Origin of the sequence: Pseudomonas sp. JV245A, from assembly GCF_032424515.1 — a bacterium.
Taxonomy (GTDB): Bacteria; Pseudomonadota; Gammaproteobacteria; order Pseudomonadales; family Pseudomonadaceae; genus Aquipseudomonas; species Aquipseudomonas protegens.
Window position 1 is genome coordinate 1 of record NZ_VYKE01000033.1, and the last position, 23,450, is coordinate 23,450.

Annotated in this window: 20 protein-coding genes; 7 read left to right on the plus strand and 13 right to left on the minus strand. The window is 63.0% G+C overall.

From position 1 onward, the window contains the following. Window positions 1-28: 28 nt before the first annotated feature. Window positions 29-913 (minus strand): DMT family transporter, encoded by an 885-nt coding sequence (locus F6S12_RS12215; RefSeq protein ID WP_011059676.1) that lies wholly within the window; start codon window positions 911-913, stop codon window positions 29-31. Between the two features lie 161 nt (window positions 914-1,074). Further along, window positions 1,075-1,707, minus strand: coding sequence for an efflux system transcriptional repressor EmhR (gene emhR / locus F6S12_RS12220; protein ID WP_011059675.1), 633 nt, complete (start codon window positions 1,705-1,707; stop codon window positions 1,075-1,077). A 265-nt stretch (window positions 1,708-1,972) separates the two neighbouring features. Between emhR and emhA the strand changes: the two genes are divergently transcribed. From emhA to F6S12_RS12255, 7 genes are all read left to right on the plus strand, one after another. Then, complete coding sequence (emhA, locus tag F6S12_RS12225) at window positions 1,973-3,130, plus strand: efflux RND transporter periplasmic adaptor subunit EmhA (protein ID WP_015634435.1); 1,158 nt, start codon at window positions 1,973-1,975, stop codon at window positions 3,128-3,130. Window positions 3,131-3,133: 3 nt separating this feature from the next. Beyond that, a complete protein-coding gene (locus F6S12_RS12230) occupies window positions 3,134-6,280 on the plus strand; it encodes an efflux RND transporter permease subunit (protein WP_041751993.1) in 3,147 nt (1,048 codons plus the stop codon). Next, window positions 6,277-7,737 (plus strand): AdeC/AdeK/OprM family multidrug efflux complex outer membrane factor, encoded by a 1,461-nt coding sequence (adeC, locus tag F6S12_RS12235; RefSeq protein ID WP_123473840.1) that lies wholly within the window; start codon window positions 6,277-6,279, stop codon window positions 7,735-7,737. The genes F6S12_RS12230 and adeC overlap by 4 nt, the downstream gene beginning before the upstream one ends. Before the next feature lie 298 nt (window positions 7,738-8,035). Then, window positions 8,036-9,298 carry an OprD family porin gene (locus F6S12_RS12240; protein WP_315868937.1) on the plus strand — a complete coding sequence of 421 codons (1,263 nt, stop codon included), beginning with the start codon at window positions 8,036-8,038 and terminating at the stop codon, window positions 9,296-9,298. A gap of 243 nt (window positions 9,299-9,541) precedes the next feature. Beyond that, a complete protein-coding gene (locus tag F6S12_RS12245; protein ID WP_041116335.1) occupies window positions 9,542-10,732 on the plus strand; it encodes an FAD/NAD(P)-binding oxidoreductase in 1,191 nt (396 codons plus the stop codon). A 25-nt stretch (window positions 10,733-10,757) separates the two neighbouring features. After that, complete coding sequence (locus F6S12_RS12250) at window positions 10,758-11,147, plus strand: hypothetical protein (protein ID WP_169892650.1); 390 nt, start codon at window positions 10,758-10,760, stop codon at window positions 11,145-11,147. Window positions 11,148-11,160: 13 nt separating this feature from the next. Next, window positions 11,161-11,985 carry a methyltransferase domain-containing protein gene (locus F6S12_RS12255; protein ID WP_015634429.1) on the plus strand — a complete coding sequence of 275 codons (825 nt, stop codon included), beginning with the start codon at window positions 11,161-11,163 and terminating at the stop codon, window positions 11,983-11,985. A gap of 25 nt (window positions 11,986-12,010) precedes the next feature. On the opposite strand, the gene pcaC is transcribed toward F6S12_RS12255, so the two are convergent. The 11 genes from pcaC to pcaR form a co-directional block, all read right to left on the minus strand. Continuing rightward, window positions 12,011-12,403: a 4-carboxymuconolactone decarboxylase gene (gene pcaC, locus F6S12_RS12260; RefSeq protein ID WP_011059667.1), complete on the minus strand. Its 393-nt coding sequence runs from the start codon at window positions 12,401-12,403 to the stop codon at window positions 12,011-12,013. A 22-nt stretch (window positions 12,404-12,425) separates the two neighbouring features. Then, window positions 12,426-13,214, minus strand: a complete 789-nt coding sequence (gene pcaD, locus F6S12_RS12265; RefSeq protein ID WP_011059666.1) for a 3-oxoadipate enol-lactonase — start codon at window positions 13,212-13,214, stop codon at window positions 12,426-12,428. A gap of 11 nt (window positions 13,215-13,225) precedes the next feature. Beyond that, window positions 13,226-14,590, minus strand: coding sequence for a 3-carboxy-cis,cis-muconate cycloisomerase (locus F6S12_RS12270; RefSeq protein ID WP_011059665.1), 1,365 nt, complete (start codon window positions 14,588-14,590; stop codon window positions 13,226-13,228). Window positions 14,591-14,638: 48 nt separating this feature from the next. Beyond that, window positions 14,639-15,949, minus strand: coding sequence for an MFS family transporter (locus tag F6S12_RS12275; RefSeq protein ID WP_255313395.1), 1,311 nt, complete (start codon window positions 15,947-15,949; stop codon window positions 14,639-14,641). A gap of 246 nt (window positions 15,950-16,195) precedes the next feature. Beyond that, window positions 16,196-16,762 carry a protocatechuate 3,4-dioxygenase subunit alpha gene (gene pcaG / locus F6S12_RS12280; protein ID WP_053156683.1) on the minus strand — a complete coding sequence of 189 codons (567 nt, stop codon included), beginning with the start codon at window positions 16,760-16,762 and terminating at the stop codon, window positions 16,196-16,198. Between the two features lies 1 nt (window position 16,763). Beyond that, on the minus strand, window positions 16,764-17,468 hold the full coding sequence (gene pcaH / locus F6S12_RS12285) for a protocatechuate 3,4-dioxygenase subunit beta (protein ID WP_315868938.1): 705 nt from the start codon (window positions 17,466-17,468) through the stop codon (window positions 16,764-16,766). A 37-nt stretch (window positions 17,469-17,505) separates the two neighbouring features. Continuing rightward, complete coding sequence (pcaF, locus tag F6S12_RS12290; protein WP_315868942.1) at window positions 17,506-18,711, minus strand: 3-oxoadipyl-CoA thiolase; 1,206 nt, start codon at window positions 18,709-18,711, stop codon at window positions 17,506-17,508. Then, a complete protein-coding gene (locus tag F6S12_RS12295) occupies window positions 18,708-19,487 on the minus strand; it encodes a CoA-transferase subunit beta (RefSeq protein ID WP_011059660.1) in 780 nt (259 codons plus the stop codon). The genes pcaF and F6S12_RS12295 overlap by 4 nt, the downstream gene beginning before the upstream one ends. Beyond that, complete coding sequence (locus tag F6S12_RS12300) at window positions 19,487-20,344, minus strand: CoA transferase subunit A (protein ID WP_011059659.1); 858 nt, start codon at window positions 20,342-20,344, stop codon at window positions 19,487-19,489. The genes F6S12_RS12295 and F6S12_RS12300 overlap by 1 nt, the downstream gene beginning before the upstream one ends. Window positions 20,345-20,649: 305 nt before the next feature. Continuing rightward, on the minus strand, window positions 20,650-21,996 hold the full coding sequence (locus F6S12_RS12305; protein WP_011059658.1) for an MFS transporter: 1,347 nt from the start codon (window positions 21,994-21,996) through the stop codon (window positions 20,650-20,652). Between the two features lie 287 nt (window positions 21,997-22,283). Further along, window positions 22,284-23,126 carry a pca regulon transcriptional regulator PcaR gene (gene pcaR, locus F6S12_RS12310; protein ID WP_011059657.1) on the minus strand — a complete coding sequence of 281 codons (843 nt, stop codon included), beginning with the start codon at window positions 23,124-23,126 and terminating at the stop codon, window positions 22,284-22,286. Window positions 23,127-23,450 lie beyond the last annotated feature (324 nt).

Here is a 23,450-nt window from a genome sequence, read left to right on the forward strand (position 1 = left end):
GCCTGCGGCAGCGGCTACAGAAAGCCATTCAGCGTTTGCGCTGGGCCCAGGCCACCGCCAGGCCGCTGAGGCAGATGACCGCGATACCGACCAGGGCGTACTGGTCCGGGGTATGGTCGAAGATCAGGTAGCCAAAGAGCCCGGCGAAAAGAATCTGCCCATAGCTGAAAGGCGCCAGCATCGCCGGCGCGGCATGGCGGAACGCCTGGGTCAGCAACATGTGGCCGAGCATGCCGCAGGTGCCCAGGCCGATCATGAACAGCCCATGAACCAACGTCGGCGTGCTCCAGAAGAACGGCAGCAGCGCGCTCATGATCAGGCTGTTGAGGATCCCGGTGAGAAAGTTGCTAGTGGTCGGGCTGTCGACGCCACTGAGCTTGCGGGTCAGCAACTGGTAGAAGCCGAAGCACAGCGCCGACCCCAGCGGCAGAAGGATTGCCGGCGTGAACAACGCGCCACCGGGACGCACCACAATCAGCACCCCGACGAACCCCGCCAGCACTGCCAGCCACTGGGCGCGACTGACCCGCTCCCCCAGAAACGGCACCGACAGGGCAGTCACCAGCAAGGGCGCCAGGAAGTTGACCGCGGTCGCTTCTGCCAGGGGTATATAGCGCAGGCCGGTGGTGAACAGCAGGCTGGTGCCGATCAGGCACAGGGCCCGCAGCAATTGCAACCCGGGGCGCTTGGTGCGCACCACCGCAGAGAAACCACTGCGCGGCACGAAGACCACCAGCATCAACAGGGTGTGCACCACATAGCGGGCCCAGACCACCATGACGATGGGATAAAAAGCCGACAGGTATTTGGATAACGTGTCGTGGCTGGCAAACAACAGGACCGCCAGGCAGATCAGGGCGATCCCCTTGATGGGGTGTTCCGCGCCGTTGAACGGTGAAGGGCTCACACTCATTCACACACCCGCAACAAAATCCCTACAAAATACGTAGCTCGCTATCTATCAACCTGCAGCAAGCCCGTATATAAAAGCACCCCATTGTGAAGTGCGACCCCGGGTATGAACGTCCCTCGCCTTAAATGTTGACACAACCGGACTCAATTACGCATTTTGTCTTAATGACGGAGGTTGGGGCTCAAGCGCAGCATATCCAGCCCGATGTCGATCCAGCGCTCTGCTTCGGTGTGCAGGGCGAAGCTGTCCGGGGCCAGCAACCACTGGTAGAGAATGCCATCGATGAACGCATGCAGCGTAATAGCTGCCCGCGCCGCATCGAGGTTCTCGGGCAATTGCCCACGATTCACTGCATTACGCAACGCCAGCTCGATGTGTACGTTGCAGTCCAGGCTGGCAGCGCGACGCTGTCGGCGCAGGTCGCACATTTCGTCGGTGAACTCGCACTTGTGAAACAGGATTTCATTGATGCGTCGGGTTTTCGGGTCCAGGGCAACTTGATGAAACAAATGAATGAGCAGCTTGCGCATGCAGCCCAACGGGTCCATTTCATCTACATTCTCACTGGCCGCGGCCATTTCATCCAAAGGTTCACGCAGGCTGTCGAGCATGGCCTGCACCAGATCGGCCTTGTTGCTGAAGTGCCAATAGATGGCACCTCGCGTGACTCCCGCCAGCGCCGCGATGTCGGCCAGGGTGGTACGCGCCACGCCACGCTCGTAAAAGGCCTTTTCGGCGGCCTCGAGTATCTGGCTGCGAGTTTCTTGAGCTTCCTCTTTGGTACGACGGACCATGGCAGTAAAACCTCGATCAGGATCTTTCAGCGATGCGTGAAGACCTTCTGAATAAATATGGAACGGCATCTCGAGTGCCGTTTGCCCAGCCTACAATTCAACACCTACAGGGGCTTTTGTAACCGGATGGGTACGCCGCAGGGGTATTTACAAACAACCATGAACGTAAGTATATTCCTTAGCAAGCTACTTATCCACTCAGCCAAGCATTTTTACCCTTCCACTTTTCTTGTGCGCATCTTGCGTGCCTGACCCGAGGATTTTCATGCAACTCAAGCCAGCTGTTACCGCTCTGGTCACTGCCGTCGCCCTGGCATCGCTGCTCAGCGGATGTAAAAAGGAAGAGGCGGCGCCTGCCCCTCAAGCCCCTCAGGTCGGCGTCGTTACCCTGCAACCACAAGCCTTTACCTTGACTTCCGAACTCCCGGGCCGGACCACTGCGTTCCGCATCGCCGAAGTTCGCCCACAGGTAAACGGGATCATTCTCAAGCGTCTGTTCAAAGAAGGTGGAGACGTCAAGGAAGGTCAGCAGCTTTACCAGATCGATCCATCGGTCTATGAGGCAACGCTGAAGAGTGCCGAGGCTAATCTGCAATCGACCAAGTCGATTTCTGATCGCTACAAGCAACTGGTCAACGAGCAGGCCGTAAGCCGCCAGGAATACGACACTGCCGTGGCCAACCGCCTGCAGTCGGAAGCCTCGCTGCAAAGCGCCCAGATCAACCTGCGCTACACCAAAGTGCTGTCGCCACTGACCGGCCGAATCGGCCGTTCCTCGGTGACCGAAGGCGCCCTGGTGAGCAATGGCCAGGCCGATGCCATGGCCGTGATCCAGCAGCTGGACCCAATCTACGTCGACGTTACCCAGTCCTCGGTAGAACTGCTGGAACTGCGTCGCGAACTGGAAAGCGGTCGCCTGCAGAAAGTCGGCGACAATGCCGCCAAGGTCAAACTGACCCTGGAAGACGGCAGCCAGTACAAGCTCGATGGCAAGCTGGAATTCTCCGAAGTCTCGGTGGACGAAACCACCGGCTCGGTGACCCTGCGCGCAGTGTTCCCGAACCCTGAGCACACTCTGCTGCCTGGCATGTTCGTCCACGCCCAGCTGCAAGCCGGGGTGAACAGCGCGGCGATCCTGGCTCCCCAGCAAGGCGTGACGCGCGACCTGAAAGGCACCCCGACCGCCCTGGTGGTTGGCCCGGATAACAAGGTCGAGCTGCGTCAACTCAAGGCCAGCCGCACGGTCGGCAGCCAGTGGTTGGTGGAAGATGGGCTGAAAGCCGGCGATCGCCTGATCACCGAAGGCCTGCAGTTCGTCAAGCCGGGCATTGAAGTCAAGGCCAGCGAAGCAACCAACGTTCCAGCGAAGAACCCGGCCCCTGCACAGGCAACTGACAAAGCTGCAGGCGGCAAAGGGGAGTAAACCATGTCGAAATTTTTTATCGACCGTCCGATCTTCGCCTGGGTAATCGCCCTGGTGATCATGTTGGTCGGGGCTCTATCGATCCTCAAATTGCCGATCAACCAGTACCCGAGCATCGCGCCGCCAGCGATCGCCATCTCCGTGACCTACCCAGGCGCTTCCGCACAGACCGTGCAGGACACCGTGGTTCAGGTGATCGAGCAGCAGCTCAACGGTATCGACAACCTGCGTTATGTGTCCTCGGAAAGTAACTCCGACGGCAGCATGACCATCACTGCGACCTTCGAACAGGGCACCAACTCGGACACCGCGCAGGTTCAGGTACAGAACAAGCTCAACCTGGCCACTCCGCTGCTGCCTCAAGAAGTGCAGCAGCAGGGTATCCGCGTGACCAAGGCAGTGAAGAACTTCCTGCTGGTGATCGGCGTGGTTTCCGAGGACGGCAGCATGTCCAAGGACGACCTGTCGAACTACATCGTGTCGAACATGCAGGACCCGATCTCGCGGACCGCGGGCGTCGGTGACTTCCAGGTATTCGGTGCCCAGTACGCGATGCGGATCTGGCTCGACCCGGCCAAGCTGAACAACTACAACCTGACCCCGGTGGACGTGAAGACCGCGGTTGCCGCGCAGAACGTCCAGGTATCGTCCGGCCAGCTCGGCGGCCTGCCTGCCCTGCCCGGCCAGCAACTCAACGCCACCATCATCGGCAAGACCCGCCTGCAGACTGCCGAGCAGTTCAAGGCGATCCTGCTGAAGGTCAACAAGGACGGCTCGCAAGTGCGTCTGGGCGATGTCGCGGACGTTGGCCTGGGTGGCGAGAACTACGCCATCAGCGCCCAGTTCAACGGCAAGCCGGCGTCCGGCCTGGCAGTGAAACTGGCCAACGGCGCCAACGCCCTGGACACCGCCAAGGCCCTGCGCAACACCATCAAGGACCTGGAACCCTTCTTCCCGCAAGGGATGAAGGTGGTGTTCCCGTATGACACCACCCCGGTGGTGACCGAATCCATCAAGGGTGTGGTTGAAACCCTGGTGGAAGCGATCGTCCTGGTGTTCCTGGTGATGTTCCTGTTCCTGCAGAACTTCCGCGCCACGGTGATCACCACCATGACGGTGCCGGTGGTACTGCTGGGTACCTTCGGCATCCTTGCGGCGGCCGGTTTCAGCATCAACACCCTGACCATGTTCGGCATGGTGCTGGCCATCGGCTTGCTGGTGGACGACGCCATCGTCGTGGTGGAGAACGTCGAGCGGGTGATGCACGAGGAAGGGCTGTCGCCCAAGGAGGCGACGAAAAAGTCCATGGGCCAGATCCAGGGAGCCCTGGTGGGTATCGCCCTGGTGCTGTCCGCGGTACTGCTGCCAATGGCCTTCTTCAGCGGCTCCACCGGGGTGATCTACAAGCAGTTCTCGATCACCGTGGTCTCGGCCATGGCCCTGTCGGTGCTGGTTGCCCTGATCTTCACTCCGGCCCTGTGCGCCACCATGCTCAAGGCCGTACCGCAAGGCGAACACGCCACCGAGAAGCGCGGCTTCTTCGGCTGGTTCAACCGCACCTTCGATCGCAGCGTGAAGAGCTACGAACGCGGCGTGGGCAACATGCTGCGCCACAAGGTTCCGTACCTGCTGGCCTACGTGCTGATCGTCCTGGGCATGATCTGGCTGTTCACTCGCATCCCGACCGCGTTCCTGCCGGAAGAAGACCAGGGCGTTCTGTTCGCCCAGGTACAGACGCCGGCCGGCTCCAGTGCCGAGCGGACCCAGGTGGTGGTGGACGAAATGCGCGCCTACCTGCTGGACAAGGAAAAGGACACCGTGGCTTCGGTGTTCACCGTGAACGGCTTCAACTTCGCCGGTCGCGGCCAGAGCTCGGGCATGGCCTTCATCATGCTCAAGCCGTGGGGCGAGCGTTCCGCGGAAAACAACGTGTTCAACCTGGCAGCCCGCGCCCAGCAGCACTTCTTCAGTTTCCGTGACGCGATGGTGTTCGCCTTCGCCCCTCCAGCGGTACTGGAGCTGGGTAACGCCACCGGTTTCGACGTGTTCCTCCAGGACCGCGCCGGTATCGGCCATGAGAAACTGATGGCTGCACGCAACCAGTTCCTCGGCATGGCAGCCCAGAGCAAGGTGCTGTCCCAGGTACGTCCGAACGGCCTGAACGATGAACCGCAGTACCAGTTGACCATCGACGACGAGCGCGCCAGTGCCCTGGGCGTGACCCTCACCGATATCAACAACACCCTGTCGATTGCCCTGGGCAGTAGCTACGTCAACGACTTCATCGACCGTGGTCGGGTGAAGAAGGTGTACATCCAGGGTCAGGCCGGTGCCCGCATGAGCCCCGAAGACCTGAAGAAGTGGTACGTACGCAACAGCGCCGGAACCATGGTGCCGTTCTCCTCCTTCGCCAAGGGCGAATGGATCTACGGCTCGCCCAAGCTGGCCCGTTACAACGGCGTGGAAGCCATGGAAGTGCTCGGTGCCCCGGCCCCTGGCTACAGTACCGGTGAAGCCATGGCCGAAGTCGAGGCCATTGCCGCGAAGCTGCCGGCGGGTGTCGGTATCTCCTGGACCGGCCTGTCCTACGAGGAACGTCTGTCGGGCTCCCAGGCACCTGCGCTGTATGCCTTGTCCCTGCTGATGGTGTTCCTGTGTCTGGCGGCGCTGTATGAAAGCTGGTCGATTCCGATCGCAGTGATGCTGGTTGTGCCCCTGGGGATCATCGGTGCACTGATGGCAACCAGCATGCGCGGCCTGTCCAACGACGTGTACTTCCAGGTGGGTCTGTTGGTGACCATTGGTCTGGCGGCGAAAAACGCCATTCTGATCGTCGAGTTCGCCAAGGAACTGCACGAGCAGGGCCGCAGCCTGGTAGACGCCGCGGTGGAAGCCTGCCGGATGCGTCTGCGGCCGATCATCATGACCTCCCTGGCCTTCGTCCTCGGGGTCGTGCCACTGGCCATCTCCACGGGCGCCGGCTCGGGTAGCCAGCATGCGATCGGTACTGGGGTGATCGGCGGTATGCTCACCGCGACTATCCTGGCGATCTTCTGGGTGCCATTGTTCTTCGTCACCGTATCGTCCATGGGCCGCAGGAAAGCGGACCTGTCAGAAACTACTGCAACCCCTAATGAGGCTGGCCAATGAGCAAGTCGCTACTCTCCCTGGCAATCACCGCCATCGCGCTAAGTGGTTGCTCGCTGATCCCGGATTACCAGCGCCCGGAAGCGCCGGTGGCGGCGCAGTTCCCCCAAGGCCCTGCCTACTCGCCAAAGGAGGCCGCCAACGTGGCGGCCGCCGAACAGGGCTGGCGGCAGTTCTTCCATGACCCGGCGCTGCAGCAACTGATCCAGACGTCCCTGGAAAACAACCGCGACCTCAAGGTCGCGGCGCTGAACATCGATGCCTATGCCGCGCAGTACCAGATCCAGCGTGCGGACCTGTTCCCGGCGGTTTCGGCCAACGCCAGCGGCAGCCGCCAGCGCACTCCGGCACGCATGTCGCAGACCGGCGAAGCCGGGATCACCAGCCAGTACTCGGCCACCGTGGGCGTCAGCGCCTACGAACTGGACCTGTTCGGCCGGGTTCGCAGCCTGAGCGAGCAAGCCCTGCAGACCTACTTCTCCAGCGAAGAGGCCCGGCGCAGCACCCAGATCAGCCTGGTGGCCAGCGTGGCCAACGCCTACATGACCTGGCAGGCCGACAAGGAGCTGCTGAAACTGACCCAGGACACCCTCGGTGCCTACGAGGAAAGCTACCGGCTGACCTCGCGCAGCAACGAAGTGGGCGTGGCCTCGGCCCTGGACCTGAGCCAGTCGCGGACTTCGGTGGAAAACGCCCGGGTCCAGCTGGCGCGCTACACCCGCCAGGTGGCCCAGGATGAAAACAGCCTGACCCTGCTGCTGGGCACGGCGATTCCGGCCAACCTGCCGGCGGCCCAACCGCTGTCGGCCGACCTGCTGAGCGACCTGCCAGCCGGCCTGCCGTCGGAACTGCTGCAACGGCGTCCGGACATTCTCGAAGCCGAGTACAAGCTCAAGGCGGCCAATGCCAATATCGGCGCGGCGCGGGCAGCGTTCTTCCCGAGCATCAGCCTGACCGCCAATGCCGGTACCTTGAGCCCGGATCTCTCGGGCCTGTTCAAGGGGGGCTCGGGCACCTGGCTGTTCCAGCCGCAGATCAACCTGCCGATCTTCAACGCCGGCAGCCTGCGCGCCAGCCTGGACTACTCGAAAATCCAGAAAGACATCACCGTCGCGCAGTACGAGAAATCCATCCAGACCGCCTTCCAGGAAGTCTCCGATGGCCTGGCGGCACGCCAGACCTACAACCAGCAGTTGCAGGCCCAGCGTGATTTCGTCAACGCCAACCAGGACTACTATCGTCTGGCCGAGCGCCGCTACCGTATCGGGGTCGACAGCAACCTGACCTTCCTCGATGCCCAGCGGTCGCTGTTCAGCGCCCAGCAGGCACTGATCACCGATCGCCTGTCGCAGCTCACCAGCGAGGTCAACCTGTACAAGGCCCTCGGCGGTGGCTGGAGCGAACAGACAGCGAAGAACGAGCCACTGGCGGAAAAAGCCCCGGCGCTGCACCTGTTCTGAAGCGTCACCTGGCCATATGAAAAACCCACCTGACGGTGGGTTTTTTATATGTACCAACTGGAACATTTGTGTTCGATTACCGCCCAAAAAGTGTTTCGTCCAATTGATTGGCCCTGATCCGCGACGCACCATTCCCGGCACCTGGACACACCAATAACAACAGGTCCGATGCCATGCCCCCACGCCCTGCCCGCTACGGCTGATACCTCCGGTTCCACCCTGCTCCCCTGAAACCTGTGCCCAGACCCTTTGCGCGGCACTGGCCAGCTGCACCCCTAACAATTAGAGAGACCGACGAATGAAGCCAAGCACCCCGCCGTCCTACCTTCTGCCCACCCTCCTGGCCCTGGCGCTGAGCAGCACCGCCCTGCCGGCACTGGCCGCAGAGTCGGGCTTTCTCGAAGATGCCCAGGCCAACCTGACCCTGCGCAACTTCTATTTCAACCGCAACTTCACCAACCCGACCAAGGCCCAGGGCAAGGCCGAGGAATGGACCCAGAGCTTCATCCTCGATGCAAAGTCCGGCTTCACCCAGGGCACCGTCGGTTTCGGCATGGACGTGCTGGGCCTCTACTCGCTGAAACTCGACGGCGGCAAGGGCACCGGCGGCACCCAACTGCTGCCCCTGGATCACGACGGCCGCCCGGCGGACAACTTCGGACGCCTGGGAGTAGCCTTCAAGGCACGACTGTCTCAGACCGAGGTCAAGGTCGGCGAATGGATGCCAGTGCTGCCGATCCTGCGCTCCGACGACGGCCGCTCGCTGCCACAGACCTTTCGCGGCGGCCAGATCACCTCGAAGGAAATTGCCGGCCTGACCCTCTATGGCGGCCAGTTCCGCGCCAACAGCCCGCGTGACGACAGCAGCATGAGTGACATGAGCATGTTCGGCAAAGCGGCCTTCACCTCCGACCGTTTCAACTTCCAGGGCGCCGAATATGCCTTCAACGACAAGCGCACCCAGATCGCCCTGTGGAATGCCCAGCTCAAGGACATCTACAGCCAGCAGTTCGTCAACCTGATCCACAGCCAACCCCTGGGCGACTGGACCCTGGGCGCCAACCTGGGCTTCTTCTATGGCAAGGAAGACGGCAGCGCCCGCGCCGGCGACATGGAGAACCGCACCTGGTCCGGCCTGTTCTCGGCCAAATATGGCGGCAACACCTTCTATGTAGGCCTGCAGAAGCTCACTGGCGACAGCGCCTGGATGCGGGTCAATGGCACCAGCGGCGGCACCCTGGCCAACGACAGCTACAACGCCAGCTACGACAACGCCAAGGAGAAGTCCTGGCAGGTGCGCCATGACTACAACTTCGCCGCGCTGGGCGTTCCCGGCCTGACCCTGATGAACCGCTACATCAGCGGTAGCAACGTGCACACCGCCACCGTCAGCGACGGCAAGGAATGGGGCCGGGAAAGCGAAGTGGCCTACACGGTCCAGAGCGGCACACTGAAGAACCTCAACCTGAAGTGGCGCAACTCCACCATGCGCCGGGACTTCAGCAACAACGAGTTCGACGAGAACCGCCTGATCATCAGCTATCCCCTCAGCCTGCTGTAAGCCCCTCCAACACGGGGCCGAGCCAAAAGGCCGGCCCCTGCAGTTGTCGGCCTTGAACCGTGGCGCCCAAGGAGAGGTCCGCTGGTCGGGCTTAGTAAAAAAAATCCAATACACAGATAAAGTAAAGGGGTATTCACTTCAGGCGGGCAGTGCTCGCTTCCAGGAAAGGAAACCTATCGATTCAGTTCCGTTATCCATCGGATGTCGTACGTGAAGCTGGCGTAGCCTTGGAGGGTCTGCGTTATGAGCAAGCACATCGTCATTGTCGGAGGAGGTGTAGGCGGTACCATCCTGGCCAATCAACTGGTCAGCAAGCTCTACCCGGAGATACTCAGGGACGAGGTCAAAATCACCCTGCTGTCCGAATCGCCGGATCATTTCTACAAGCCCGCCTTCATGTATGTGGCGTTCAACCTGTTCTTCCAAGAAGAACTCAAGCGACCCGAACGCTCCCTGCTACGCCCCGAAATAACCTTCCGGGTCGACCCCGTCACCCGCTTCGATTTTGCCGGCCAGAGCCTGCACACTCGCAGCGGCAAACGTCTTGGCTACGATTTCCTGGTGATCGCCACCGGCTGCGTGCCAGCACCGGAACGGATCGAGGGGCTCAAGGAAGCCGGCGACCACTTCTACCAATACCAGCCTGCCCGGCAACTGGCACAGCGCCTGAGCCGGATCGACAAGGGCCGGGTGTTCATCACCGTGTCGTTTCCGCAAACACCCAATGTTCCTCATCAATGCGGCATCGCGCCGGTAGAAACGACCCTGATGCTCGATGACTTCCTGCGGCGGCGCGGAGTACGGGATCGGGTCGAGATCATCTACACCTACCCCAGCACCGCGCAGCTACTGCGCAATTGCCTGTTCCTGCAACGCCCGGTCGGCGAGGTACTGCCGGATATCTTCGAACAGAGGAACATCCGCTTCCAGCGCGGCTTCACCCTGGCCAGGGTCGACCCGGACCGGCGCATCGCCTACTCGGAGGAAGGCGCTGAGCAGCCTTTCGACATTCTCATGGCCACCCCGCCGATCCGGGCCGTGGACGCCGTGCTCGAATCCGGCGCGTCTCAGGCACAGGGCCAGGAGGGCTGGTTGCCGACCCATCACGAAACCCTGCAAGTCTATGGCCTGGAGCGGGTCTATGTGATTGGCGATACCGTCGACCTGCCGATCAGCAAGGCCGGCGGCGCCTGCCACAACCAGGCCCCGGTGATTGCCAACAACATTGCCGGAGAAATCCGCCTGGGCTCTCCCGAGGCGGTTTATGACGGTAGGGTCCAGGCGGTCGCGCAGATGGGCCTCAATGCCGGCATGCCCCTTTGGTACGACTATGCCCACGACGTTCTGCCCACCCCGTCGAGCAAGTTGGGTGGCCTGCTGCGCACCGGATTCAATCGCGGCCTGTACTGGGCCGTAGCCCGCGGAATGCTTTGACCCTGCACAGGGAGGAGACAACGCCATGGACAGCTTTGATCCAAGCATGCCTGGTCCAAGGGCGACCCAGCCTGAAGTCGCCAGCACGCCAGGCCTGGAAGCCCTGATGAAAAAGCTCCAGCCGCTGCTGGACGGCGCTCGCCTGGACAACATGGTCGACCTGTTGTCCCTGCTTTGCGACCTGATCGACATGCTCGATCAGGCGATGATCGAAAAACTTGCGCAACAGTTTGAAGAAGCCACCGCTGCCACCTGGATGCTGGGCAATGCACTACGCATGGCCAAGGCCGAAACCTCAGCGCAAGGTACCGCTCCCAGCCTGTACGGGCTGCTCTCGCTGCTGCGTGAGGAGGACACGCGACGTGGCGCAGCCCTGCTCCTCAGAACCCTGAATGTCATTGGACGACAACTTTAAAAAGGATGTTTACATGAGTACCAAGCCTCAGCCGACCACGGCCAGGAACCTCAGCACCCAATGGGATCCCCAGGCCTACCAGCAGTTCGTGCGCCTGCGAGAACGACCGGCGGTCGAGCTACTGGATCATGTCGCCCTGCAGCAACCCCATCACATCTACGACCTGGGTTGCGGAACAGGTATCGCCACTCAACTGCTGGCGCAGCGCTGGCCCTACGCGGAGCTGACAGGCGTGGACAGCTCCTCGGAAATGCTTGCCGAAGCCAGCTGCCTGCCGATCAAGGCGCTGTGGCGCAGGTGCGACCTGCTGCAATGGAAAGCCGAACAGCCAGCAGACCTGTTGTTCGCTGCCGCAGTGCTGCACTTCATGAGTGACCACGAACACCTGCTGCCGCGCCTGTTGAACCAGCTCAACCCCGGCGGCTGCCTGGCGGCGCATATGCCCAATTGGCGCGACGCCCTGTGGTATCAGTTGATACTCGAAAGCCTGGAACAGGCAGGACCGGACGGCAAGCCGCTGGGCACCCCGGAGCTGCGGGCGTTCATGGCCGAGCGCCGGGTACTGTCGCTGGATAGCTACTACCGTTTGCTGGCGCCCCTGACTCGGGAACTGGACATCTGGGAAACCGAACACCTGCAGGTCGTGGAAGGCCAGTCGCCGATCTTCGACTGGGTCAAGGTCTCGGCCTTGCGCCCCGTACTCCTGAGCCTGGACGAGCGGCAACGACAATGCTTCCTCAACCATTACCTGGCACGGGTACATCGCTACTATCCGCCCGAAGGCGATGGCCGGACGCTGTTCCCGTTCAAGCGGGTGTTCATTCTGGCCACCGTCTGAAATCGCGCGGTGCAGCCCCGGCGCCTCAACTGCGGGATTCGATGCCCAGTTCGTCCCACACCGATTCCGCCAGGTGGAAGGTGGCGTTGGCCGCCGGGATTCCGCAGTAGATCGCGCTCTGCATGATCACTTCCTTGATCTCGCTGCGGCTCACCCCATTGTTGGCGGCGGCCCGCAGGTGCAGCTTGAGCTCCTCGTTGCGGTTCATGCCGATCAGCATGGCGATGGTGATCAGGCTGCGGGTGTGTCGCGGCAGGCCCGGGCGGGTCCAGATGTCGCCCCAGGCATGGCGGGTGATCATTTCCTGGAACTCCGAGTTGAACTCGGTCAGGGCATTGAGGCTGCGGTCCACATGGGCATCGCCCAACACCGCGCGGCGAACCTGCATGCCTTCGTCATAACGCTGTTTCTCGTCCACAAAGGGCTCCTTGAATCGACTCTCAGACCAGCAGAAAATCCACGACCCGGGCGCTGAAAGCGTCGCCGGCCTGGACGTTGGACAAATGCGCGGCATAGAACTCGGCATACTCCGCGCCCGCCACATGCTGCTGGATGAAGTGCCCGCCGGACGGTGGTGTCACGGCGTCTTCAGTGCCGGCAATCACCAGGGTGGGCACCTTGATCGCCCCCAGCTGTTCACGGAAATCCGCGTCCCGCACCGCCGCGCAGTTGGCCGCATAGCCTTGCGGCGAGGTGGCCGCGAGCATGTCGGTGATCAGCTTGGCCTGGTCAGGGTGAGCTTCGGCAAAGTCGCTGGTGAACCAGCGGGCGATGGAGGCATCGCGCAGTGCCACCATGGCTGCCTGGCCGTCACGTAGCACGGTCTCGATCCGCGGGTTCCATACGGACGGGTCGCCGATCTTCGCCGCGGTGTTGCACACCACCAGCTTGTGCAGACGCTCGCCGGCATTGATCCCCAGCCACTGGCCGATCAGCCCGCCCATGGACAGGCCACAGAAATGTGCACGCTGGATATCCAGCGCATCCAGCAGCGCCACCACGTCGCGGCCCAGTTGCTCGATGCTATAGGGACCTTCGGTGACCAGGGAACGGCCGTGGCCACGGGTGTCCATGCGCAGCACCTGGAAGTGCCGGGTGAAGGCCGCCATCTGCTTATCCCACATGTGCAGGTCGGTGCCCAGGGAGTTGGACAGCACCAGTACCGGCGCGCCCTCGGGCCCTTCGAGTTGATAGTGCAGTTCGCCCTCGGCGAGTTTCACGAATCCCACAGCAGTCTCCTTCAGGCCTTCAAGGCAAAATGTTCAGCCACGGCGCGCTCGACCCAGGCCTGCGCCTGGCCCAGGTAGTGCGCCGGGTCCAATAGACGATCCAGGTCCGCCGCCGACAGCTCGGCGGTAACCTGGGAATCCTCCCCCAATACCCCACGCAGATGGCGTTTCTCGGCCACTGCGCGCTTGCAGCATTGTTCCAGCAGATGGTGGGCGGTTTCCCGCCCCAGGCGCTGGGCCAGGGCAATGCTCACCGCTTCGGCCAGCACCAGGCCCTGGGTCAGGTCGAGGTTGTGCGCCATGCGCGCGCTGTCGACCTCCAGGCCTTCGGCCACCAGTAATGCTTGTTGCAACGCGCCAGACACCAGGCAGCAGATCTCCGGCAGGGTTTCCCATTCGGCGTGCCACAGGCCCAGGCTGCGCTCGTGCTCCTGGGGCATGGCGGCAAACATCGTCGCCAGCAGGCCGGGAACCCGGGTCGCAGCGCTGATCAGCACCGCCGCGCCCACCGGGTTGCGCTTGTGCGGCATGGTGGACGACCCGCCCTTGCCCGGCGCCGAGGGCTCGAAGACCTCCGCCGCCTCGGTCTGCATCAGCAGGCTGATATCCCGCCCCAGCTTGCCCAGGCTGCCGGCCAACAGGCCCAGCACCGAAGCGAACTCCACCAGGCGGTCGCGCTGGGTGTGCCAGGGCTGCTCCGGCAGGGCCAATTGCAGCTCGTCGGCCAGGGCCTGGGCAATCGGCAACGCCTGCTCGCCCAAAGCCGCCAGGGTTCCGGAAGCGCCGCCGAACTGCAGCACCAGCAAACGCGGCTTGAGCTGCTGCAGGCGCTCGCGGCTGCGGGTCAATGCCCCCAGCCAGCCGCCGATCTTCATCCCCAGGGTCACCGGCGTGGCATGTTGCAGCCAGGTGCGGCCGGCCATCGGGGTCGTGGCGTAACGTTGGGCCTGGGCAACAAGGATGTCCCCCAGGCGCTCCAGGTCCTGCTCCAGCAGGAGCATGGCGCGGCGCAGTTGCAGCACCAGCCCGCTGTCCATCACGTCCTGGCTGGTAGCCCCCAGGTGCACAAAGCGCTCGGCCTCGCCATCGCTGCGGGCGATCTGTCGGCCCAGGGCCTTGACCAGGGGAATGGCCGAGTTGCCGGCCGTGGCAATCGCCTCGCCCAGCATCTGGAAGTCATACAGCCCGGCATGGCAGGCGGCCTCGATGGGCGCTACTGCACTGGCCGGGATCACCCCGACGCGGGCCTGGGCCCGGGCCAGGGCGGCTTCGAAATCGAGCATGGCCTGGACCCGCCCCTGATCGCAGAACACCCCGCGCATTTCCCGGGCAGTAAAGTAGGCATCGAACAACTGATTGCTCGCAGTCAGGGTCATAAACAGTCCTTGGCAAACCTGCGCCCGAGCCGGGCGCAGGTACACAGGTCAAAGGTCGTGGTGCAGGTAGGCGGCCTGTTTCGGCAGGCGCAGGCTGAACAGGAAGGCAATCGCCATCATCGCCGTGACATACCAGTAAAAGGTGTTTTCCATGCCCATGTTCTTGAAGTTCAGGGCCACCCATTCCGCCGAGCCACCGAAGATCGCATTGGCCACCGCATAAGCCAAGCCCACCCCGAGTGCGCGCACTTGCGGCGGGAACATCTCGGCCTTCACCAGGCCGCTGATGGAGGTGTAGAAACTGACGATGGCCAGGGCCAGGGTGATCAGCACAAAAGCTAGGAACGGGCTGGTGACGGTCTTCAAGGTCAGCAGGATCGGCACTGTGAACAGCGTACCCAGGGCACCGAACCAGAGCATCGAGTTACGCCGGCCGATCTTGTCCGCCAGCATGCCGAACAGCGGCTGCATGCACATGTAGAGAAACAGCGCGCCGGTCATGATGTAGCTGGCGGTCTTGGCGTGCATGCCCGCGGTGTTCACCAGGTACTTCTGCATGTAGGTGGTGAAGGTGTAGAAAATCAGCGAGCCGCCGGCGGTGTAGCCGAGCACGGTTATAAACGCCGCCGAGTGGTTCTTGAACAGCGCAGCGATGCTGCCGGCGTCCTTGTCCTCACGGATTTCCTTGCTGGTGGTTTCCTTCAGCGAACGGCGCAGCAGCAGCGAGATCACCGCGGCGATGGCACCGATCACGAAGGGAATGCGCCAGCCCCAGGCCTTGAGCTCGGCCTCATCGAGAAACTGCTGGAGGATCACCACCACCAGCACCGCCAGCAGTTGCCCGCCGATCAGGGTCACGTACTGGAAGGAGGCAAAGAAGCCGCGCTGGCCCTTGAGCGCCACCTCACTCATGTAGGTGGCGGTGGTGCCGTACTCGCCGCCCACCGACAGGCCCTGGAACAGGCGCGCCACCAGCAGCAGGAACGGCGCCCAGGCACCGATGCTGGCGTAGGTGGGCAAGAAGGCGATCACCAGGGAACCGGCGCACATCATCAGCACCGAGATCATCATCGAGTTCTTGCGCCCATGACGGTCGGCGACCCGGCCGAACAGCCAGCCGCCGATGGGCCGCATCAGAAAGCCGGCGGCGAACACCCCGGCGGTGTTGAGCAACTGCACCGTCGGATCGTCGGAGGGAAAGAAGGCCGGGGCGAAATAGATGGCGCAAAAGGCATAGACATAGAAGTCGAACCATTCCACCAGGTTGCCGGAGGAGGCGCCGACAATGGCAAAGATCCTTTTGCTGCGTTCCTCTCCGGTGTAGTGACTTGTCGTTGTTGTCATGGTTTTTTCACTCATGGGGGACAGTGTGAGTCTAGACACACTTGGCAACATTCCCGTTCCCTGCGGATAGCGCCCTGCCCGCTTCCGGGCAGAGGTCAATCGACCCTGTCAACCTGTAGCGACTGTAGCCGCTGCCAAGCCACGGCGAGGCTGCGAAAAGGCCCGAAGGGCCTTGCTTGGCGGTCTCAAGCCGAACCTCTGCCGGTCTCAAGCCCGCCGCGCCTGCTACGCAACCCGCGGCAGTGGCCACACAAGGCCGGGTCAGTAGTCGAAGAACACGGTTTCGGCGTCAGTACCCTGGAGGATCACGTTCCACTGGTAGTGACCGTCAGCATCGGCCTTGGCCAGCAAGGTGCCTCGGCGCTCCTCGGGCACGCAGGCCAGCAGCGGATCGCTGGCGTTGGCCGGCTCCCCCTCGAAGTAGATGCGGGTCAGCAGGTGCTTGACCAAACCGCGGGCGAACACCAGTACCACCAGATGCGGGGCCTGGGTCGTGCCTTTCAGGCCCGGCACCGTGCCCGGCTTGATGGTGGTGAAGCGAAAGCGCCCTTCGGCGTCCACCGGCACCCGGCCAAACCCCTGGAAGTTCGGGTCCAGGGGTTTGGCCTGATCGTCTTCGGGGTGGCGGTACTTGCCGGCGGCGTTGGCTTGCCAGACTTCCAGCATCGCGTCGTTGACGAAGTTGCCGTTGCCGTCCACTACCTGGCCGGTGATCGCCACCCGCTCGCCCAGGGTGCCTTCCTCGGTCAGGTCTTCGCGGTTCAGCCAGGTCAGGCCGATGTGGTAGTAGGGGCCGACGGTGTGGGATGTAGTCGCGGTCAGGGTCACGTTATTTCTCCATCGGCGTGGCGTCGCGGCCGCGCAGGACAATGTCCCAACGGTAACCGAGGGCGTAGGAAGGAATGGTTTTCTCCAGGTCGAAGCTGGCGATCAGGCGTTCCTTGGCGCGGGTGTCCGGCACGCAGTTGTAGATCGGGTCATAAGCCAGCAGCGGGTCGCCAGGGAAATACATCTGGGTCACCAGGCGGGTAAGAATGCTCGGCCCGAACAGCGAAAAATGGATATGCGCCGGGCGCCAGGCATTGTGGTGGTTGCCCCAGGGGTAGGCCCCGGGCTTGATGGTCTGGAACTGGTACCAGCCGTCGGCGTCGGTCACGGTGCGCCCGGTGCCGGTGAAGTTCGGGTCCAGGGGCGCATCGTGCAAGTCGCGGTCGTGGTTGTAGCGACCGGCCGCGTTGGCCTGCCAGATCTCCACCAGGATGCCCGGCACCGGCAGGCCGTTCTCGTCCAGAACCCGGCCGTGGATGATGATGCGCTCGCCCTGGGGCTGCCCTTCGTGCTGGGCCGTCAGGTCGTTGTCCCGTTCCTGGATCGACTCGGCGCCGATGCTCGGGCCGGTGATTTCCGACAGCGAGTGGGGAATGAACACCAGCGACTTGGACGGCGAACGGGTGTTGGTCGACTGGTAGGCCGGGTGCAGATAATCAGGCTGAGTACCCGCTTGCGGGCGCCGGTAACCGGGCTTGTCACTCATGGTGGTTCCTCGTTCTCTTCTTATATAGGGCAGGCATTCAAACCCGCTCGATGGCCAGTGCCAGCCCTTGGCCGACACCCACGCACATGGTGGCCAGGCCTTTCTTACCGCCGTTCTTTTCCAACTGGTGCAAGGCCGTCAGTACCAGGCGTGCGCCACTCATGCCCAACGGGTGACCCAAGGCAATGGCGCCGCCGTTGGGATTGACCTGGGGCGCATCGTCCGCCAAGCCCAGCTCGCGCAGCACCGCCAGGCCCTGGCTGGCGAAGGCTTCGTTGAGTTCGATCACGTCGAAGTCGCTGACCGCCACGCCCAGGCGCTCGATCAGTTTGCGCACCGCCGGCACCGGGCCGATGCCCATGACCCGCGGCGCAACCCCGGCGCTGGCCATGCCCAGTACTCGCGCACGTGGGGTCAGGCCATGTTTCTTGACGGCTTCGGCCGAGGCCAGGATCAGCGCCGCCGCACCGTCGTTGACCCCGGAGGCATTGCCGGCGGTGACGGTCTTGTCCGGGCCGTTGACCGGCTTGAGCTTGGCCAAGGCTTCCAGGGTGGTGTCGGCACGGGGATGCTCGTCCTGCTCCACCACTGTCTCGCCCTTCTTGTGGGCGATGCGCACCGCAACGATTTCCTCAGCGAAGAAACCGGCGGCCTGGGCCACCGCGGCACGCTGCTGGCTGCGCAGGGCGAAGGCGTCCTGGTCAGCGCGGGACACTTTATAGTCATCCGCCACGTTGTCGGCGGTCTGCGGCATGGCATCCACACCATATTGGGCCTTCATCAGCGGGTTGATGAAACGCCAGCCGATGGTGGTGTCCTCCAGCTTCATGTTGCGCGAAAAGGCGGTATCGGCCTTGCCCATGACAAAGGGCGCGCGGGACATGGACTCGACGCCACCGGCAATCGCCAGCTCCATCTCGCCGCTGGCAATGGCGCGGAACGCCGTGCCGATGGCGTCCATGCCCGAGGCGCAGAGGCGGTTGAGGGTGACGCCGGGCACGCTGTCCGGCAGGCCGGCCAGCAGCAGAGCCATGCGCGCCACGTTGCGGTTGTCCTCGCCGGCCTGGTTGGCGCAGCCGAGGAACACCTCGTCCACGGCGCTCCAGTCCACGCTGGGGTTGCGCTCCATCAAGGCCTTGATCGGCAGCGCCGCCAGGTCGTCAGCGCGCACTGCCGAGAGGCCGCCACCAAAACGGCCGATGGGGGTGCGAATGGCATCGCAGATGAATACGTCGCGCATCAGGCTTCTCCAGGGGCTTGGCCATGGGCCGCGGCGGTGCGCGCTTCCAGGTCACGCAGGGCAGTCAGTTCAACCTCGGTGGGTGCTGCGGTCTCGGCCACTTGGTCGGCGAAGCGGATCGCCCAGCCAGTGGCGGCCACCACCTGCTCGCGGGTCACGCCCGGGTGCAGCGAAGTGACAATGAATTCATGGGTACCGGCTTCCGGCTCCATGATGCACAGGTCGGTGATGATGCCCACCGGCCCCGCCCCTGGCAGGCCCAGGCGCTTGCGCGAATCGCCGCCTTCGCCGTGGCCGACCGAAGTCACGAAGTCCAGCTTGTCGACGAAGGAGCGCGAGGATTGCTTGAGGATGATCAGCACGCTCTTGGCCGAACCGGCGATCTCCGGAGCACCGCCGGCGCCCGGCAGGCGCACCTTGGGCCGGTGGTAGTCGCCGACCACGGTGGTGTTGATATTGCCGAAACGGTCGACCTGGGCCGCGCCGAGGAAACCCACGTCGATGCGCCCGCCCTGCAGCCAGTAGCGGAAGATCTCGCCGGTAGGCACCACGGTGTCCGCGGTTTCCGCCAGCTCGCCGTCACCGATAGAGAGTGGCAGGACGCTGGGCTTGGCGCCGATCGGGCCGGACTCGTAGATCAGCACCACGTCCGGTGATGAGGTCAGGCGTGCCAGGTTGGCGGCCTTGGACGGCAGGCCGATGCCGACGAAGCACACCGAGCCGTTCTGCAGGCGACGGGCCGCGGCCACGGTCATCATTTCATTGGTGGAGTAGGTCATTACTGGGCCTCCGAAGCTGCGGCCAGCTTGGCCTGGAATTCGCTGAAATCGGCACTGCCGTGGATGTATTCGTTGATCCAGGCGGTGAACGCCTCACGGTCGCGGGCAATCGGGTCCCAGGCCTGGTAGAAGCGGTTGTCGCGCTCGGAGTAGCCGTGGGCGTAGGACGGATGGGCGCCACCAGGCACATGGCAGACCGCGCTCAGCGCCCAGGTCGGCAGTACGCAGGCGTTCATCGGCGCGTTCAGGTCGTCGACGATTTCCTCGACGGTGACAATGCAGCGCTTGGCGGCCAGGGCGGCTTCTTTCTGTACCCCGAGAATGCCCCACAGCAGCACGTTGCCCTTGCGGTCGGCCTTCTGTGCGTGGATTACCGTGACGTCCGGGCGCACCGAAGGCACCGCCGCCAGCACTTCACCGGTAAACGGGCAGGTCACGGTCTTGATCAGGGGGTTGACCTTGGGCAGGTCGGAACCGGCGTAGGCCCGCAGGACGGCAAAGGGCAGGCCCGAGGCGCCGGCGACATAGGCGTTGGCCAGGTCGGCGTGGCTGTGTTCCTCGATCTCCAGGGGCTGTGGCCATTGCTTTTCCACGGCGTCGCGCAGGCGGTGCAGGGAGCCCACGCCCGGGTTGCCACCCCAGGAGAAAATCAGCTTGCGAGCGCAACCGGCACCGATCAACTGGTCGTAGATCAGGTCAGGGGTCATGCGCACCAGGGTCAGGTCTTTCTTGCCCTGGCGGATGATTTCATGACCTGCGGCCGTAGGAATCAGGTGGGTGAAGCCTTCGAGCGCGACGGTGTCGCCGTCGTTGACGAATTGCTTCACCGCGTCGTGCAGCGAAAGGATTTCAGCCATGGATGGGGTCTCCCGATTGTTATTCAGCGACTGGAGAAAAAGGCGCTCTGGGCGCGCCGCAGTGACTGAAGATTAAGCCGGGGCCAAACCCCAAACAATCCGATAATCGACTGAGCGTTCGATTATCGAACAGATTGTTGCAGGGCTATCGATTGCTTTTCCTCAACCCCGCAACAGCCCTGCCGGCCTTCTGGGGCCGCTGCTGCGGGCGAGGATAACGTTCGAAGAACCCTCTGCGCTTCAGGAGCAGCGGGCCCTTCGAGCCCGGTCGCAGCCTGCGGCAGCGGCTACAGGGTAGTCCGCGGTCAGGTCGCGTCTGCGTGACTGACCATGCCCTTGATCACCACCGCGGTGGTGGCCAGGGCCGCCGGAATCACCAGGGCAGTCAGCACTTGTTCGAAGTTCCAGCCCAGGCCCAGCAGGGTCGCCCCCATCCACGCGCCGAGAATGGCGCCGAAACGGCCGATGCCAAGCATCCAGGAAACCCCGGTGGCACGCCCCTGGGTCGGGTAGAAGCGCGCGGCCAACGACGGCATTGCCGATTGCGCACCGTTGACGCACATACCGGCGATCAGCACCAGGGTGGCCAACAGGGTGATGTTGCCCAGGCTCTGCCCGACGGCGTAGGCAAAGACCCCAGCCAGCAGGTAGAAACAGCCGATCACCTTGTGCGGGTTGAAACGGTCCATGGCCCAGCCCACGGCCACCGCGCTGAGGACGCCGCCAAACTGGAACAGGGCGCCGATAAAGGCCGCCTGTTCCATGCTCGCCCCGCTGTCGCGCATCAGGGTCGGCAGCCAGCTGGTGAGCAGGTAGACAATCACCAGCCCCATGAAATAGGTCAGCCACAGCAACAGGGTGCCGACGCTATAGGTGCCGGAGAAGATCACCGCGAACACGTTGCGCGCCTTCACGGTCTTCTGTTCCGGCACGCTGAAGCTGCCAGCCTCGCCGACTATGGCCGGGGCAATCGGCGCCAGGGTCTTGCGCACCTTGTCGGTGCCGCGATTACGCACCACCAGGTAACGCGCGGACTCCGGCAGCCAGAGCACCAGCACCAGGGCCAGGATCAGCGGCAGGACCCCGCCGATCAGCAGCAGGCTGTGCCAGCCGAAGGCCGGGATCAGCTTGGCGGAAATGAAACCGCCGCCGGCCATGCCCAGGTTGAAACCGCAGAACATGCTGGTCACCAGCAACGACTTGTGGCGTTCGGGGGTGTATTCGGAAAGCAGCGTGGTGGCGTTGGGCATGCCCGCCCCCAGGCCCAGGCCGGTAAGGAAACGCAGGACCAGCAACTGGTCGACGTTGGTGCTGTAGGCAGAAGCCAGGCTGAAGGCACCAAACAGCAGCACCGCCCCCACCAGCACCACCTTGCGGCCGAAACGGTCGGCCAGGGGGCCGGAGCCCAGGGCGCCGAAGACCATGCCGATTAATGCAGCGCTCATGACCGGGCCGAGGCTGGCGCGGTCGATGCCCCAGTCCTGGGACAGCGCCGGGGCGATGAAGCCCATGGCCGCGGTGTCCAGGCCATCGAGGAAGACAATCAGGAAACACAGGATCACCACGCGCCACTGGTAACGGGACAGCGGCTGGGCATTGATGAAGGACTGCACATCAAGGCAGTTCCCTACAGCGGATTGGGGTTGGTTCATTGTTGTTATTTCCACGCTAAAACGCAGGCGAGCACAGGCCGCCAGGGCTGATCAGGTCACTAAAGGGGTGGCGATATCAGGCGATGCGAGCGGGACGGCAGGAACGGTCGCGGCAACGACGCAGGGAAAGCGTGCTCATGAGTGTTGGCCTCTTCTTTATTATTGGGCGGGCCACCAGCGGCGGGCGAAGATGCCAGCTTGCCGCCGATGACGCTGCCGCGACATTAATGAGCCAGGGGAAACAGCGTCAATTCGCCAAAGGCGTATCTGTGCGTTTATCGAACAGCTTAAGCAAACAACTGCGCGCTCAGATCGCGGCTGGCGCTCAGCAAACCGGGGAGAAAGCGCTGCTCCAGCTCGGCACGGCTGACCCGCCCGGCGTGGGTACTGACGTTCAGCGCCGCCAGCACCTGGCCGGAAGCGTCATACACCGGTACCGCAATGGAGCGCAGGCCCTGCTCCAGTTCCTGATCAACGATGCACCAGCCCTGCTGGCGCACTTGCTGCAGGCACTCCAGCAAGGCTTCCGGGGTGTGCAGGGTGCGGCTGGTCTTGGCTTGCAGGTCCGCATGGTCGAGGTATTCGTGCAGCGACGAATCGTCCAGGGCCGCGAGTAGGATGCGCCCCATGGAGGTGCAATAGGCTGGCAAGCGGCCGCCGACAGACAGGTCGACCGAGATCAGCCGCTGGGTCGTGGCGGAACGGGCGATGTAGAGAATGTCGTCGCCTTCCAGGGTGGCCATATTGCACGCCTCGTGCAGTTGCTCGCTCATGCGGTCCAGGTAGGGCTGGGCGGAGACCGCCAGAGGCGTCGACGAAAGATAGGCGTGGCCCAGGGTCAGCACCTTGGGCAGCAACGAATAGGTACGCCCGTCGGTGGTGGCGTAACCCAGCTTGATCAGGGTGTGCAGGCAACGGCGCACCGCAGCCCGGGGGATTTCCGTGCGATGGCTGATCTGGGCGATGGTCAAGTGCCGCTTGCGCTCCTGGAACGCCTGCACCACCGCCAGGCCCCGGGCCAGAGAGGTCATGAAATCCGGGTCACCGGTCAACGCCTGAATCCTCTTTGCCGCAGACGCCACGATCGGCGGGGCCACTGAGGTAAAGGAATTACGCATCTGATCGTTCATTTCAGGCTCTCTGCGACGAAATTCTTCGGTATTACAAGCCGTATTGGCGAAGAAGCACAAGCTGGGGCCGGCAACATTGGGCGATTATCGAACCATCGACCGATAATCGCAATCCGCCAAGCCTGGCATCCGCGGCAGTGAGCCCGTGGGTTTATTGCAAAAAACCATAGTAATAATCACCCGTGGAATGCCCGGTTATCCCGAGTCTTTTGCAACCGACCACTTGCATCAAGATGCAGACTCCCCATATAGACTTGTACCAGCGGAGTAAGAATCAGGCTTTCCTCGTGTAGGAAATGATTAGAACTTTTGTGTCACAAAACG

What these genes read in the sequence shown, in the direction of transcription:
- F6S12_RS12295 (WP_011059660.1), bottom strand. Translation starts at nt 19,487, where the DNA reads ATGACCTACTCCACCAATGAAATGATGACCGTGGCCGCGGCCCGTCGC.
- F6S12_RS12300 (WP_011059659.1), bottom strand. Translation starts at nt 20,344, where the DNA reads ATGGCTGAAATCCTTTCGCTGCACGACGCGGTGAAGCAATTCGTCAAC.
- F6S12_RS12230 (WP_041751993.1), top strand. Translation starts at nt 3,134, where the DNA reads ATGTCGAAATTTTTTATCGACCGTCCGATCTTCGCCTGGGTAATCGCC.
- emhA (WP_015634435.1), top strand. Translation starts at nt 1,973, where the DNA reads ATGCAACTCAAGCCAGCTGTTACCGCTCTGGTCACTGCCGTCGCCCTG.
- pcaH (WP_315868938.1), bottom strand. Translation starts at nt 17,468, where the DNA reads ATGAGTGACAAGCCCGGTTACCGGCGCCCGCAAGCGGGTACTCAGCCT.
- F6S12_RS12270 (WP_011059665.1), bottom strand. Translation starts at nt 14,590, where the DNA reads ATGACCCTGACTGCGAGCAATCAGTTGTTCGATGCCTACTTTACTGCC.
- F6S12_RS12245 (WP_041116335.1), top strand. Translation starts at nt 9,542, where the DNA reads ATGAGCAAGCACATCGTCATTGTCGGAGGAGGTGTAGGCGGTACCATC.
- pcaR (WP_011059657.1), bottom strand. Translation starts at nt 23,126, where the DNA reads ATGAACGATCAGATGCGTAATTCCTTTACCTCAGTGGCCCCGCCGATC.
- adeC (WP_123473840.1), top strand. Translation starts at nt 6,277, where the DNA reads ATGAGCAAGTCGCTACTCTCCCTGGCAATCACCGCCATCGCGCTAAGT.
- F6S12_RS12305 (WP_011059658.1), bottom strand. Translation starts at nt 21,996, where the DNA reads ATGAACCAACCCCAATCCGCTGTAGGGAACTGCCTTGATGTGCAGTCC.
- F6S12_RS12255 (WP_015634429.1), top strand. Translation starts at nt 11,161, where the DNA reads ATGAGTACCAAGCCTCAGCCGACCACGGCCAGGAACCTCAGCACCCAA.
- emhR (WP_011059675.1), bottom strand. Translation starts at nt 1,707, where the DNA reads ATGGTCCGTCGTACCAAAGAGGAAGCTCAAGAAACTCGCAGCCAGATA.
- F6S12_RS12250 (WP_169892650.1), top strand. Translation starts at nt 10,758, where the DNA reads ATGGACAGCTTTGATCCAAGCATGCCTGGTCCAAGGGCGACCCAGCCT.
- F6S12_RS12240 (WP_315868937.1), top strand. Translation starts at nt 8,036, where the DNA reads ATGAAGCCAAGCACCCCGCCGTCCTACCTTCTGCCCACCCTCCTGGCC.
- F6S12_RS12215 (WP_011059676.1), bottom strand. Translation starts at nt 913, where the DNA reads ATGAGTGTGAGCCCTTCACCGTTCAACGGCGCGGAACACCCCATCAAG.
- F6S12_RS12275 (WP_255313395.1), bottom strand. Translation starts at nt 15,949, where the DNA reads ATGAGTGAAAAAACCATGACAACAACGACAAGTCACTACACCGGAGAG.